We start from the raw sequence: 14,205 nt of genomic DNA, 5'->3' as shown, positions 1-14,205 counted from the left end.
CCTTGTGGTGAGCATTTTTTATATCAGAAAAAGCCGTGCGATGTTCACACGACAGGTTAAAAGTAGACTATCATTGGATAAACATGGCGTCTCCGAAGGAGAAGAAGCGGTAGCGTTCATTCACAGCATGTTTGTAGGCTTCTAAGACAAATTCTCGTCCTGCAAAGGCAGAGACTAGCATGACAAGCGTAGATTTTGGAAGGTGGAAGTTCGTTGAGAAGGCATCAACAACTTTAAAATCATATCCAGGTTTGATAAAGATTTTAGTCCAGCCTGAATCTGCTTGGACTTTTCCATCAAATTTCTGTCCAATGGTTTCAAGTGTACGGATAGAAGTCGTTCCAACAGCAACAATACGGCCTCCTGAAGTCTTGACTTGATTGATTGTGTCAGCTGCTTCTTGACTAAGACTATAAAATTCAGAATGCATATCATGGTCGTCCACATTGTCAACCGAAACAGGTCTAAAGGTCCCTAGCCCGACATGAAGGGTAAGATAGACTAATTTAACGCCTTTGGCTTGAATTTTTTCTAAAAGCGAAGTTGTAAAGTGTAATCCTGCAGTCGGTGCAGCCGCGGAGCCATTTTCCTTAGCGTAAACAGTCTGATAACGTTCACGATCATCTAATTTTTCATGGATATAAGGCGGTAGTGGCATTTCTCCCAAACTTTCGAGGATTTCGAGAAAAATACCATCATAATGAAATTCAACAATTCGTCCACCGTGTTCCAGTTCCTCAACGACTGTAGCGGTTAGACGACCGTCTCCAAAACTAATTTTTGTACCAGTTTTAAGGCGTTTTGCTGGTTTAGCTAAAACTTCCCATTGGTCACCTTGGTTATTTTTTAATAGTAAAAGCTCTACATGGCCATGAGTATCAGGCTTTTCTCCGTATAAACGAGCGGGGAGGACACGTGTGTTATTCATGACCAAGGCATCACCAGGATTTAGCTGATCCACGAGGTGGTCAAAATGGCTATCAACCATCGTTTTTTGGTCACGATCTAAAATTAAAAGACGAGAGCTATCACGCTTTTCAAGAGGTGTCTGAGCAATCAATTCCTCTGGTAAATAAAAATCAAAATCATTAGTATTCATAAATTCTCCAATATCATTTCAAAAGATGCTTTTATATTATACCACGTTGATAAAAATAATGAAAAGAACTTCTTTTGAATTGACATTTATAGGTTAATATAATAAAATAAAATCAAACAATATTGGTATATACCAAAAAGGAGAACAAAATGGAAATTTTTAAAGTGAAAAATCAAGTAGAAGGTGGAGCTCTTGCTTTTGATTTATTAAAAAAAGCTGTTGATGAGGGGGCTAAGACATTAGGGCTTGCGACTGGTTCTACTCCATTAGAGTTTTACAAACAAATTAGAAAATCTGATATTGATCTTTCAGAGATTACATCAATCAATTTAGACGAATATGTTGGACTTGATTCTGAAAATGAGCAGTCTTATCATTATTTTATGACAGAACAATTATTTAATCATAAAAGCTTAAAAGCGCATTATGTTCCTAACGGCATGGCACAAGACCTACAGGAAGCAGTTAAGAATTATGATCGCTTGATTGAAAAACATCCTATTGATTTTCAAATCTTAGGAATCGGCCGTAATGGTCACATCGGTTTTAATGAACCAGGCACCGCTTTTTCAACTAAAACCCATGTTGTAGATCTTGATGCATCCACTATTGAAGCTAATGCTCGCTTTTTTGAAGATGTAAGCCAAGTGCCTCGTCAGGCAATTTCGATGGGAATTGCCTCTATCATGTCTGCTAAACAAATTATTTTGATGGCTTATGGTTCTGAAAAAGCTGACGCTATTTACAAAACAGTCCACGGACCAGTTACGGAAGAAGTCCCAGCTACGGTTCTCCAAAATCATGACAATGTCGTTTTAATTATTGACGAAGCAGCAGCGAGTAAATTGGACTAAAAGAAAAATCTACATAAAAGGCTTAGAATCAGCATACTATTTTTAGTATGTCAGTTCTAAGCCTTTTCAGCTTGGTGATTCTTGGGAAAAGCAAAAAAGCACCGAATCGGTGCTCACTTTTTCAAGTTGGATACGGACGGGATTAAAAATCACTGCCTTATTTTAACTCGCTGTGTTGTTTCGAATGGTTCCGAAACGTAAACATTGGAAAAATCCTTTCCATAAATAGTCCCTTCTTTCTTACAAAGTTATTATTACAGAAATAAAAAAGAGTCTGAGACAAAAATAGTTCTCAGCGACAAAAAAAGCTAGAGCTTCCTAATAGCGGAACTCTAGCTTTTTAGTTTTGAGTTGTTCTCTTATTGTATTTTAGGAGATTATTGGCCATAAGTACCAATCTCATGTCAATTGTCACCTGACATTTGCCTCTTAAGTTACATCTTTTGTAACCCAAACAAGCCTTTATCTGCCCAAAGACAGGTTCCACATCAATCTTGCATTGAGTGAAAATCTGTCTACCTTCGGGAGATAAAAGTGCTTGGCATTCTTTAGCCTTTAAGTGTTGATAATGTTCGTTGATATACAGTCCCTTTTGAGGGCTAGTTCAGGTTCATCGGCGTAGTAAACCTTGATTTCCTGTTGAAAGTCCGTCTGTGTTTTCTGATGTTTGACATGGTGAAAACGATAGCACCACCCGTCAGGATGAGTATAGCTATCCTCTTTGTCATCATAGTGCCAATTCGTTAAGTTCCTAGCTGACGGTTTATACCCTTTCTTCTGCTCTTTATCAAACATGGCATACTTAAACAAATGGTTCACATTGCTTTCATCCAAACGAAGGAGGTTCTTTCTCTTTTTGATAGTAATAACAGATTGACGCAGTAGTTGATTAGAGGTCTGCAACTGGACACTTCTTTATTTTCAAGTGTCCACCTCAAATAGTCCACTGGACTATTTGAGTACCACGCAATCGTTAGCGGCCATCCTAATCAACTATGTGGAGGTGGGACGACAAAATCGAAATCACCTTTTTTGACGATTTAATGATTTTTGTCCCATTCTCATTTTTTTTGTTGCTTGGTAAGGTTTAGTCCCCATGGGACGAGGTTTTCGTTTTTCGCTTTTATTCGAGAGATATTTTCTTTATGTCGAACCATGATGACGGCTGCGATTAGGAGAATGAGAAGGCTAAAAAGTGGGTCGTAGGTTGTTAGGATGAAATCAATGGCAGGGAAGATAACGATTCCTAGAATAGCAGCAGTTGCGGCAATGACACTCGAAAGAGAAATCATGCTAAAGAGGTATAGGCTGGCTACAAAAATAATGGCTAGGTAGAGAAGAAAACTCGGTGCAAAGCCTAAGAGAACGCCTGCGCTGGTAGCGACAGCTTTTCCACCACGAAATTGAGCAAAAATGGGAAAGGTATGTCCTAGAATGGCAAAAAATCCAATCATAAGAGGTGATAGTGTGATGCCAAGCCAGATAGGTAGTAAGGTCGCTAGCGTCCCCTTGAGGACGTCAACAGCAAGAACGACTAACCCAGCTTTAACTCCAAGTACACGGAAGGTATTGGTTGTTCCCATATTTCCTGAACCATGTTCGCGGAGATTAATCTTAAAAAATTGCTTCCCAATCCAAAGACCAGTCGGGATTGAACCAAGCAGATAGGCGATTAGAATAAAAAGTAATGTTTTCATGTTTCCATTATAGCATAAGAAGCACAATTTTTGATATAATAGACAAAATTAGAAAGGGAGCTCAGCTAAACAAAGAGGAAGACTTCTCTTTTTTAGTGCTTTAGGAACTATCAAATGATTAGACGTGCGACTTTAGAAGATATTCCAGCAATACAGATATTATTGGCGCAAATTTTAGTAGTCCACCATGAAGCTAGACCGGATATTTTTAAAGGGAGTGGTTGTAAGTTTACAGATGAGGAGCTTGAGCATCTTTTAACAGATGATACCAAGCCTGTTTATGTTTATGATAATGGCAAAGCTGTTATCGGACATCTCTTTTTAGAGATAAGAGAGGCGAAAGGAGCAGTTCTTGAGCCAGTAAAATCTCTCTTCATAGATGATTTATGTGTGGATCAAGACGTACGTGGTAGTGGTATTGGTCAGGAATTGTATAGCTTTGCATTAGCTTATGCCAAAGAATTGGGTTGTTATCATCTAACTTTGAATGTTTGGAATGATAATGTTTCGGCGCTCCGCTTTTACCAAAAGCAAGGCATGAAACCCTTACATACAGAAATGGAAATTATCTTGTAATTTTTTGAAAAAATTGCTTACGAAGAAAAAATTTTTATGGTATAGTAAAAACTAATGTTTTAGAAATGGAGTTTATAATGCCTAGAAATGTTAAAGAAGCGATGTTGTTTACAGTGATGATGTGTGGCATCATGGTGTTTGGAATGTCAATTTGGAACCTTTACATAAATACAGGAGCAGTACATTGGGGGCATGTTTTTGCTGGCTACTTGCCAGGATTTGCTGTCGCTTTTCTGCTTGATGTGATTTTGGTAGGGCCGATTGCTAAGAAAATTGCTTTTGCGATTCTACACCACATCGGTCATCACGAGAAACGCTGGGTGAAAATTATTGCGATTTCAGGGACAATGGCACTGTTTATGGTGACCTTTATGTCGCTCTATGGTTTGATTTTTAATCTTATTATCGGTCAAGGATTACCTTGGTCTGTGATTACTTTGGGTGCTTATGGAAAAGCATGGCTAACAAACTTTGTGGCTGCTATCCCACTCAATTTCCTCATTGCAGGGCCAATTTCTCGTTTTATTTTGGGTCATCTTCAAAAACCATTTCCAGGTGAAGATAAGGTTGAGGACTTTGATAATGATGACGAATTACCTGAAATTATCTAACTCAAAAATGTCGTAGCAGTTTTTTGTCTGCTACCTTTTTTTATGTTAAAATAAAGAAAATTGTACCAATCGGTCTAGTTTGAAAAAGGAGAAATGATGTCAGAAGTAAAACAATATGATTATATCGTTATCGGTGGTGGTTCAGGTGGAATTGCTAGTGCTAACCGTGCAGCTATGCATGGTGCTAAGGTCATCCTGTTTGAAGGAAAAGAAGTTGGTGGAACCTGTGTCAATGTGGGTTGTGTTCCTAAAAAAGTGATGTGGTACGGTGCTCAGGTTGCTGAAACCCTCAATCATTATGCGGCAGAGTATGGTTTTGAAGTTGAAACGAAAAACTTTAATTTTGCAACTTTGAAGGCTAATCGTCAGGCTTATATTGACCGTATTCACGGGTCTTACGAGCGTGGATTTGACAATAATGGTGTGGAGCGTGTTTATGAATACGCAACTTTTGTAGATGCTCATACCGTAGAAGTGGCTGGGCAACGTTATACAGCTCCTCATATTTTGATTGCGACAGGTGGTCATGCCCTCTATCCAGAAATTCCAGGTGCTGAGTATGGTATCACCTCTGATGGATTCTTTGAGCTAGATGCTGTTCCTAATCGTACAGCTGTTGTAGGCGCAGGCTATATTGCGGTAGAAGTAGCGGGTGTTCTCCATGCTCTGGGTTCGGAGACGCATCTTTTTGTCCGTCAGGACCGTCCGCTCCGCAATTTTGACCAAGAAATCATTGGAACACTGACTGATTATATGACAGAGAATGGTCCTACTTTGCATACGCATTCGATTCCTAAGGAAGTGATTAAGAACGCTGATGAGTCGCTGACTTTGGTTTTGGAAAATGGGCAGAGGTACACAGTTGATACGCTTATCTGGGCCATTGGTCGTCGTCCAAATGTGACTGGTTTTGGGCTAGAAAAAACTGGAGTTGCACTTAATGATAAGGGATTTATCGCTGCTGATGAATTTGAAAATACAAATGTATCAGGAATCTATGCGCTTGGTGATGTGACTGGTAAATTAGAATTAACGCCTGTAGCTGTTAAAGCAGGTCGTCAATTGTCAGAACGTCTTTTCAATGCTAAAACGAATGCCAAGATGGATTACAAGGATGTGGCAACCGTTATTTTTAGTCACCCTGCCATCGGTTCAATCGGTTTATCAGAAGAAGCAGCCGTCGCTGAATTTGGTGCTGAAAATATTAAAGTTTATCGCTCAACATTCACACCAATGTACACAGCTCTTGGAACACACCGTCAACCAAGCAAGATGAAGCTTGTTTGCCTTTGGGAAGATGAAAAAATTATTGGGCTTCATGGTATCGGATACGGTGTTGATGAAATGGTTCAAGGCTTCTCAGTTGCTATCAAGATGGGCGCAACAAAAGAAGATTTTGATAATACTGTAGCCATTCACCCAACAGGTGCAGAAGAATTTGTGACGATGAGATAATTGGTACTGTAATTTGAATCAAGAATAGGATGATAAAAATGCGAATCAAATTATTCCATATTACTCAAATGAGTTAGTCTCCTGATTTTAACTGTTATGATAAAAACACTCCATTCAATGTTGAATGGAGTGTTTTCTTGTTATTGGATTCGAGTCATCAATTCATCAGCAGTTGTTGTTGGGAACATACGGATACGGTTAAGGGTGAGTAATCCGTTTGCTGCGCTAGCTACACCTTCATTTGTCGTCATACCAAGTTTATAGTTGAGTGATTTGGCGATATCCAAAGTTGTTTGAGAGTAGCGACCTGCTGGATAGGCAACAGCGATAGTATCTTGTGAAAAGGTTTGATCAAGATAGTTTTTTGAATCGCTGAGTTCAGCTGTTTGATTTTCAGGTGTTGAATATTCTAAATCTGGATGATTGACAGTGTGTCCTTGCAAGGAAATACCATTTGCCTTCATTTCTTGCATTTCATCAACCGTTAAATTACCTTCATGGTCAACAGAACCTGTGATGACATTATTAGTTGCCTTGGCACTGTACTTAGCAAGAATCGGATAAGCATGGTCGTAAAAGTCCCAGAGGCTATCATCAAAGGTAAGCCAGACAACTTTTTCAGCAGGGAGACTATTTTCAGTAAGGGCACGGTAGGCTTCTTCAGGGCTTAAAAAATAGTACCCTTCATCTTTTAGGCGCTTGATATGGCTCTCAAAAACATCTGGTGCCACGATAAGGTTAGCATTAGCAGCTTCTTCAGGAGCCATGACGTGGATAGCGTGATACATGAGGATTGGGATAGTAACGGGTTGCTCTTGTGTCGTCCAAGTGACGGTTTCCGTTTCAGAGGTGCTTTCGGTTTGTTGGGCTTGATCGGTTGTTTCTTGGACTTTGGAAATAGCAGAGCTGGCTTGAGTTGTTTTCTGATTACTATTTTTAGCGTCAGCCATTTTCCAAAAGAAGAAAAGAGCAAAGCAGCTAAGCAGGATTATGAGAGAAAGTAATACGCCGAGGAATGGTGAACGACGGCGTCTAGAATGGCGAGAAGGTCTTGACATGTTGGGCTCCTTTGTTAATTTTTCTTCATTATAACGAAAAAGTGAATAGGATGCAAATGGAATTGAAAAGCTATTTGAGACTCTCCTAACTGACTAGTGTTAAAATAGCTGGAATATTTTGGAACTTCTTCTTAATATGCAAAAACGATATAAAATAAGAACTAGACTTTATCGATAATAACATACTATTTTAGTTATTGGAAACGTTTACGTTTGTAGAGATTAAGTTTAGTGTACCGATTACAAACTTCAGCATACCTGTAGGACTTTTATATTTTAGTTTGAAAATATTTGTTTTTGCGTTAATCTCCCATTTTTTGGTATAATGAATTAACATTTGGCATGTTATGTTTTAGAAAGTAAGGAGAATGATATGACAATTAAACTAGGTTTGCTTGGATTTGGTACTGTAGCAAGCGGTATTCCGTTTTTATTAGAAGAAAATGGTGATAAAATCACAGCAGCAGCGAAAGATCAGATTGAAATTTCTAAGGTATTGGTGAAGGATGAAGAAGAGAAAACGCGTCTTTTGGCAGCAGGAAATGATTATCATTTTGTGACTGACATTGACGATATTATCTCTGATAGTGAGATTGATATTGTGATTGAACTGATGGGGCGTATTGAACCAGCTAAAACCTTTATCACTAAGGCTTTGAAGGCTGGTAAACATGTGGTGTCTGCCAATAAAGACTTGATTGCTAGTCACGGTAAGGAATTGATTTCTTTGGCACAGGATAAGGGTGTAGCTTTTTACTACGAAGCAGCTGTTGCGGGTGGTATTCCAATTTTGCGCACTATGGCTAATTCCTTGACTTCTGATAAGGTCACTCGTATCTTAGGGGTTTTAAATGGGACATCTAACTTCATGTTGACCAAAATGGTTGATGAAGGTTGGTCTTATGAGGATGCTTTGGTGACTGCTCAGAAATTAGGTTACGCTGAAAGTGATCCGACAAATGATGTTGAAGGTATTGACGCTGCTTATAAAGCTGTTATTCTGAGTCAGTTTGGTTTTGGCATGACGATTGGATTGGAAGATGTTACCCACAAAGGCATTTCAACCATTAGCACAGCTGATGTTGCAGTGGCGCAACAGCTCGGTTATGTGATTAAGCTAGTGGGAGCAATCGAGGAAACCCCATCAGGGCTCTTTGCAGAGGTGTCACCAAGCTTTGTGCCCAAGACACACCCATTGGCAAGTGTTAATGGTGTGATGAATGCTGTTTTTGTTGAGTCAATAGGTATCGGTCAATCCATGTATTACGGACCTGGTGCTGGACAAAAGCCAACAGCAACAAGTGTTGTGGCAGATATTGTTCGTATTGCTCGTCATTTAAATGATAAAACCATTGGCAAACCTTTTAATGAATTTAGTCGTGAAATAAAATTATCTGATTTATCAGATGTGAAGAGTCGTTATTACTTTTCAATTGAGACACCAGATAAGAAAGGACAACTTTTGCAACTAGCTGAAATTTTCAGCTCAGAAGATATTTCATTTGAGCAAGTGCTACAACAAAAGGCTCAAGGAGAGCGAGCTAGTGTTGTTATCATTACACACGAAATGAGCAAAACTGCCTTGGCAAATGTGACTGCTAAATTATCAGAAGTAGCAGAGTTCAAGGTCTTGAATACTTTCAAGGTGTTGGGTGAGTAAGATGAGAATTACAGTACCTGCAACTTCAGCCAATATTGGACCTGGTTTTGATTCGGTTGGGGTCGCACTTTCAAAATATTTAACGATTGAGATTAAGGAGCCAACTGATAAGTGGTTCATCAAGCATGATTTGGGAGATATTCCTAGTGATGAGAGTAACTTATTAATTGCTACGGCACTTCAAATTAATCCTAATTTGCAGCCGCACATGATTGAGATGACATCAGATATCCCACTGGCGCGTGGTTTGGGGTCATCATCATCAGTTATTGTAGCAGGTATTGAGTTAGCCAATCAGCTTGGTCATCTTGAGATGACTGCTGATGAAAAATTGGCTATAGCGACTGAGACCGAGGGGCATCCTGATAATGTTGCACCAGCTATTTTTGGAAATTTGGTCATTGCTTCTTATGTGAATCAAAACGTTAATCAGATTGTTGCTGAGTTCCCAGCTTGTAGTTTTATTGCTTTTATTCCTAGTTATGAGTTGAAGACTTCTGATTCTCGTGGGGTATTACCACAAGAGCTTTCTTATAAAGAAGCTGTCGCAGCCTCCTCCATTGCAAATGTGGCTGTTGCAGGGCTTTTATCAGGAAATCTAGAAGTGGCAGGAGAGGCTATTGAGGGCGATCGTTTCCATGAAGTCTATCGCCAATCTTTGGTCAAGGAATTTCTTCCGATTAAGACTTTAGCTAAAGAAATGGGAGCCTATGCGACCTATTTATCAGGTGCAGGGCCTACAATTATGGTCTTAACAGCACACGATAAATCCGATGAAATCAAGTTAGCTATTGAAGCACTCCAGTTTGATGGTGAATGCTTTATCTTAGAAATTGACCGTGAGGGTGTGCGTGTTGAATGAAAGTAGAACAGGGTTGATTTACGCCTTCTGTGCCTATCTGGCTTGGGCACTTTTATCCCTTTATTGGAAAGCATTGGGTGGAGTACCTGCCTATACGACTTTTTCCTATCGGATTGTCTGGACTTTTGTAACGATGTTAGCTTATTTTGTTTTGGCTAGGCAGACTGATAAGTTAACGAAGGAGCTCACTTATCTGAAAAGCTCTTCAAAGCCTTTATGGACAATGATTTTTGCGAGCCTATTTATCGCCGTCAATTGGCTAGTCTATATCTATGCGGTGGGTAGCGGTCAAGCCACCGAGGCTAGTCTAGGTTACTACTTAATGCCGTTGGTATCAGTTCTTTTGTCCATTCTTTTTTTAGGGGAAAAGCTGGTGCGTCTTGAGTGGATTGCAGTTGCTTTGGCAGCTTTAGGAGCTCTTGTTTTGATAGTGCTAACAGGACAGCTGCCGCTTGTAACCTTTATTTTAGCCTTGTCTTTTGGCATTTATGGCTTATTAAAAAAACAGGTTAAACTTTCAAGTGATGTTGCGATGCTAGTAGAAGCGGGAATTATTTTGCCTTTTGCGGTAGGTTATCTTATCTTTTTAAGTCCAGTTGGCTGGTGTGATGTTAGCTTGATTGAGCAAGGGTTACTAGCTCTGTCGGGAATAATCACTGCAATTCCTCTCTTATTATTTGCGGAAGCTGTTAAACGCGCTCCACTTAATCAAGTAGGATTCATTCAATATTTTAATCCTACTTTGCAACTGGTTATTGCAGTTTTTATCTTTGGTGAGGGGATCAATGGTGGAGAAATGGTAGGCTTCGCGATAATTTGGCTTGCAGTAGGAGTCTTTGTTTTTGCGCAGCTTTTTCATAAAAAAAAATAATGAACAATCCTTTTTGATTATTGAACAAAAGGGATTTTTTAGGTATCTTATGGTACAATAAATAGCAAAGCAATACGGTAGGAGGTCAAAATGAAACATTCAACCTGGCATGAAAAAATCAAAGCAGAACTACCAGAGCATTATTTTGGTCAGATCAACGCTTTTATGGACAAGGTTTATGGCGAGGGAGTGGTCTATCCACCGAGAGAGAAGGTTTTTGCGGCCTTGACACACACGACTTTTGAGCAGACCAAAGTCGTTATTTTAGGACAGGATCCATATCATGGTCCCAATCAAGCGCAAGGGCTATCGTTTTCAGTGCCAAATGACTTGCTTGCTCCGCCATCTTTGCAAAATATTTTGAAAGAATTACAAGAAGATATTGGTCTGAAAGAAAACCATGATTTAACCCCTTGGGCTGATCAGGGTGTATTATTGCTAAATGCTTGTCTGACGGTTCCAGCTGGTAATGCCAATGGTCATGCGAATCTTATCTGGGAACCGTTCACAGATGCCGTGATTAAGGTCCTTAATCAAAAAGAAGCGCCTGTAGTTTTTATTCTTTGGGGTGGCTATGCGAGAAAGAAAAAAAACTTGATTACCAATTCCCATCATCAAGTGATTGAATCGGCTCACCCAAGTCCTCTTTCAGCCCATCGTGGTTTCTTTGGTAGTAAGCCTTTTTCAAGAGCTAATGCCTACTTAGAAGAGGCTGGGCTGGATAAAATTGATTGGTTGCAGTAAGGAGTGAGAGTAGTGACAGAGTTGGATAGAACCGCACTCTTTTTTGAGGCGCTAGAGAGCAATCAGCTAACAGAAGCAGAACAGTTACTGACACAACTGTATGACTCCCTAGACAAGGAAGATGTCATCGGACAATTTTGGGCTAATAACAATAGGATTTATTTGTCCGTGAAGAAAGCGCAATTACAGGAAGCAAGGCAGTCAGGCCGACGTAATGTAAGGCTAGCAGAAAAGCTTGGTGACTTGGAAATGAAGCACATAGCTCTTCACCAGCTGGCTTATGTCGAACGAGAGGCCAAAGACTACCCTAAAGCTCTCGACTATATTGTTCAAGAACAAGCCTTAATAGCACAATTAGACTTAGATGACAGTGATCGGAAACAGGCGGATTCAGTAGCTGGCTATGAAGATGCTTACCTACATTTTTTAATGGGTGACAAAACTACTGCGGAAGCTAAGATGAGAACGGCACTAGATTTGGCATTACAGACCGATGATGAGGTGGCTAAAGCCTGCGCTTATCGTGGTCTCGGTGAAATCACCAAGGAGCTCAGCTATTTCCAAAAGGCCAAAGACCTCTTTTTAACCATCGGAGATACCATAGGTGCAGCTGAAGTGGAAGAGCTAATCACGCAACTAAAATAGGGAGAACACATGCTTTTAATTAAAAATGGTCGAGTGATTGACCCAAAAACTGGTTTGGATAGGGTGACGGATGTGCTTGTTGAAGGGAAAAAAATCCTAAGCATTGCAGATGGTATTGAAGCGGCAGGTGCCGAGGTGATTGATGCCACGGGCCTTGTGGTGGCACCTGGTCTCATTGACATCCATGTGCACTTCCGTGAGCCGGGGCAGACGCATAAGGAAGACATTCACACAGGTGCTTTGACGGCGGCAGCAGGTGGCTTTACAACTGTGGTCATGATGGCCAATACCAATCCAACCATTTCGGACGTGGAGACCTTGACCGAGGTTTTGGAGTCAGCAGCAAAAGAAGCTATCCATATAAAAACCAATGCTACTATAACCAAAAACTTTGACGGTGAAACTTTGACGGATTTTGATGCCTTGTTAGCAGCTGGTGCAGTCGGCTTTTCAGATGATGGGATTCCTCTTGAAAATACCGGTGTGGTTCGCAAGGCCTTCAAAAAAGCCAAGGAATTGGATGTGGTTGTGGCGCTTCACGAGGAAGACCCTCAGTTGAATGGCATTCTAGGGTTAAATGAACACATCGCCAAACATCATTTTGGCTGTGGTGGTGCTCGTGGCGTGGCTGAATATAGCATGGTGGCGCGTGATGTCATGATTGCCTATGAGGTGCAAAATAAATTCCACGTGCAGCATTTGTCTAAAGCGGAGTCAGTGAAAGTTATTGAATTTGTGCAAGGATTAGGTGCCAAGGTAACCGCAGAAGTTGCACCGCAACATTTTTCAAAAACCGAAGACCTGCTCCTTGAAAAAGGGTCCAATGCAAAAATGAATCCCCCGTTACGCTTGGAGAGTGATCGCTTGGCAGTCATTGAAGGGTTGAAATCAGGCGTGATTTCTGTGATTGCAACCGACCATGCTCCTCATCATACCGATGAAAAAGCGGTCTCTGATGTGACCCAAGCACCGTCAGGTATGACTGGTTTAGAAACCTCCCTTTCTTTGGGACTGACTCATTTGGTTGAAGCAGGGCACCTTAGTTTGTCGGAATTACTGGCAAAAATGACCGTCAACCCAGCAGAACTTTACGGATTTGACGCCGGTTATTTGGCGGAAAATGGCCCAGCAGATATTGTGATTTTCGCTGATAACGAAGATCGCATCATCTCGGAGCATTTCCATTCAAAAGCAGCCAATTCGCCATTTATCGGAGACAAACTCAAAGGCGTTGTCAAATACACGATTTGTAATGGGAATCTTGTCTATCAGGCATAAAATGGACTGATAGAAATGCTATCTTTGGGCACAATAAAAGCGCTGGGTTTTCCAGTGCTTTTTAAGATGATTTAGTCAGCGACAAGTCCTGTTCCGTGAACTTGGCTGGCTCCCGTTTTTTCAATGAGTTCTTGATAGTTATCAGCATTGACCCCACCACCGAGGAGAATGTCAATGCGACCATTGGCGTGGGCAATGAGTTCTTTGATGTGGTCTACATTTTTAAAAATATCTCGGCGAATGGCAGAACCGTGAAGAAGAACTCGGGTAAATCCTAACTCCATCAAGCTATCCAGTGCAGCTTTTTGCTCAGCTTTTGGAATCAAATCAAAGGCCATGTGAAAGACGAGGGGCAGTCCTTGAGTAGCAGGTAAAAGGTACTCAATACCTTCAAGATCCAGTTGGTTATCCTCAGTAAGTAGACCGAGAACAAGAGCATCGCTTTCTAGCTCAACCGCACGCAAGATATCTTCCTCCATAATACGAAGTTCAAGGTCGTTGTAGACAAAATTGCCACCACGAGGACGAATCATCACAGCAGAGGTAATGTGATTCTCATGTAGGTAGCGGTTAGCTTCTTTTATGACACCATAACTCGGTGTTGTGCCACCAACAGCTAAATTATCACAAAGCTCGACACGTGTGATGTCAGTACCAACTAAGCGGTGCAAATCTGTTAAATTTTCAGCACAAAATTCTTTGGTAATCATGATATACGTTAAAAATCCTTTATTTTATAGTGTTTTGATAAGCATCGACCCAAATCTGCCCCAAATTTTTAAAAAAGAGTTTTGA

14 protein-coding genes and 1 pseudogene are annotated in these 14,205 nt (G+C 40.5%); 10 read left to right on the top strand and 5 right to left on the bottom strand.

The features are described 5' to 3' along the window. Positions 1-70: 70 nt before the first annotated feature. Positions 71-1,099 (bottom strand): tRNA preQ1(34) S-adenosylmethionine ribosyltransferase-isomerase QueA, encoded by a 1,029-nt coding sequence (queA, locus tag ACFPQ3_RS01905; RefSeq protein WP_156806363.1) that lies wholly within the window; start codon positions 1,097-1,099, stop codon positions 71-73. Between the two features lie 149 nt (positions 1,100-1,248). Here queA and nagB point away from each other — a divergent pair, with 149 nt between their 5' ends. Further along, positions 1,249-1,953: a glucosamine-6-phosphate deaminase gene (nagB, locus tag ACFPQ3_RS01900; protein ID WP_156806362.1), complete on the top strand. Its 705-nt coding sequence runs from the start codon at positions 1,249-1,251 to the stop codon at positions 1,951-1,953. Between the two features lie 340 nt (positions 1,954-2,293). Here nagB and ACFPQ3_RS11805 read toward each other — a convergent pair. Next, positions 2,294-2,802, bottom strand: a pseudogene (locus ACFPQ3_RS11805) (transposase); the annotation flags it as partial. A 212-nt stretch (positions 2,803-3,014) separates the two neighbouring features. Further along, on the bottom strand, positions 3,015-3,650 hold the full coding sequence (gene plsY, locus ACFPQ3_RS01885) for a glycerol-3-phosphate 1-O-acyltransferase PlsY (RefSeq protein WP_156806361.1): 636 nt from the start codon (positions 3,648-3,650) through the stop codon (positions 3,015-3,017). Between the two features lie 114 nt (positions 3,651-3,764). Between plsY and ACFPQ3_RS01880 the strand changes: the two genes are divergently transcribed. The 3 genes from ACFPQ3_RS01880 to gorA all read left to right on the top strand — a co-directional run bounded on the left by ACFPQ3_RS01880 (position 3,765) and on the right by gorA (position 6,292). Then, positions 3,765-4,226, top strand: a complete 462-nt coding sequence (locus ACFPQ3_RS01880; protein ID WP_156806360.1) for a GNAT family N-acetyltransferase — start codon at positions 3,765-3,767, stop codon at positions 4,224-4,226. A gap of 77 nt (positions 4,227-4,303) precedes the next feature. Beyond that, entirely contained in the window at positions 4,304-4,837 is a 534-nt protein-coding gene (locus ACFPQ3_RS01875; protein WP_156806359.1) for a DUF2798 domain-containing protein, read from the top strand. Between the two features lie 96 nt (positions 4,838-4,933). Next, complete coding sequence (gorA, locus tag ACFPQ3_RS01870) at positions 4,934-6,292, top strand: glutathione-disulfide reductase (RefSeq protein WP_156806358.1); 1,359 nt, start codon at positions 4,934-4,936, stop codon at positions 6,290-6,292. Between the two features lie 140 nt (positions 6,293-6,432). Here gorA and ACFPQ3_RS01865 read toward each other — a convergent pair whose 3' ends face one another. Next, complete coding sequence (locus ACFPQ3_RS01865) at positions 6,433-7,350, bottom strand: polysaccharide deacetylase family protein (protein WP_156806357.1); 918 nt, start codon at positions 7,348-7,350, stop codon at positions 6,433-6,435. 373 nt (positions 7,351-7,723) lie between these two features. Between ACFPQ3_RS01865 and ACFPQ3_RS01860 the strand changes: the two genes are divergently transcribed. The 6 genes from ACFPQ3_RS01860 (at position 7,724) to ACFPQ3_RS01835 (ending at position 13,410) form a co-directional block, all read left to right on the top strand. Next, complete coding sequence (locus ACFPQ3_RS01860) at positions 7,724-9,010, top strand: homoserine dehydrogenase (RefSeq protein WP_156806356.1); 1,287 nt, start codon at positions 7,724-7,726, stop codon at positions 9,008-9,010. 1 nt (position 9,011) lies between these two features. Continuing rightward, entirely contained in the window at positions 9,012-9,872 is an 861-nt protein-coding gene (gene thrB, locus ACFPQ3_RS01855; RefSeq protein ID WP_156806355.1) for a homoserine kinase, read from the top strand. Then, positions 9,865-10,743 carry an EamA family transporter RarD gene (gene rarD / locus ACFPQ3_RS01850; protein WP_156806404.1) on the top strand — a complete coding sequence of 293 codons (879 nt, stop codon included), beginning with the start codon at positions 9,865-9,867 and terminating at the stop codon, positions 10,741-10,743. Before thrB ends, rarD begins: the two co-directional genes overlap by 8 nt. A 90-nt stretch (positions 10,744-10,833) precedes the next feature. Then, the gene (locus ACFPQ3_RS01845; RefSeq protein ID WP_156806354.1) at positions 10,834-11,487 is read left to right on the top strand and encodes a uracil-DNA glycosylase; all 654 of its coding nucleotides are present in this window, start codon (positions 10,834-10,836) and stop codon (positions 11,485-11,487) included. 12 nt (positions 11,488-11,499) lie between these two features. Further along, complete coding sequence (locus ACFPQ3_RS01840) at positions 11,500-12,132, top strand: hypothetical protein (protein ID WP_156806353.1); 633 nt, start codon at positions 11,500-11,502, stop codon at positions 12,130-12,132. Between the two features lie 9 nt (positions 12,133-12,141). Further along, a complete protein-coding gene (locus ACFPQ3_RS01835) occupies positions 12,142-13,410 on the top strand; it encodes a dihydroorotase (RefSeq protein WP_156806352.1) in 1,269 nt (422 codons plus the stop codon). Positions 13,411-13,481: 71 nt separating this feature from the next. Here the strand turns inward: ACFPQ3_RS01835 and ACFPQ3_RS01830 are convergent, their stop codons facing one another. Further along, positions 13,482-14,120, bottom strand: coding sequence for a copper homeostasis protein CutC (locus ACFPQ3_RS01830; RefSeq protein ID WP_156806351.1), 639 nt, complete (start codon positions 14,118-14,120; stop codon positions 13,482-13,484). Between the last annotated feature and the right edge of the window lie 85 nt (positions 14,121-14,205).

The sequence above is a fragment of the Streptococcus caledonicus genome (assembly GCF_042656225.1).
Lineage (GTDB): Bacteria > Bacillota > Bacilli > Lactobacillales > Streptococcaceae > Streptococcus > Streptococcus caledonicus.
This window is presented reverse-complemented; position numbering and strand designations above follow the sequence as displayed.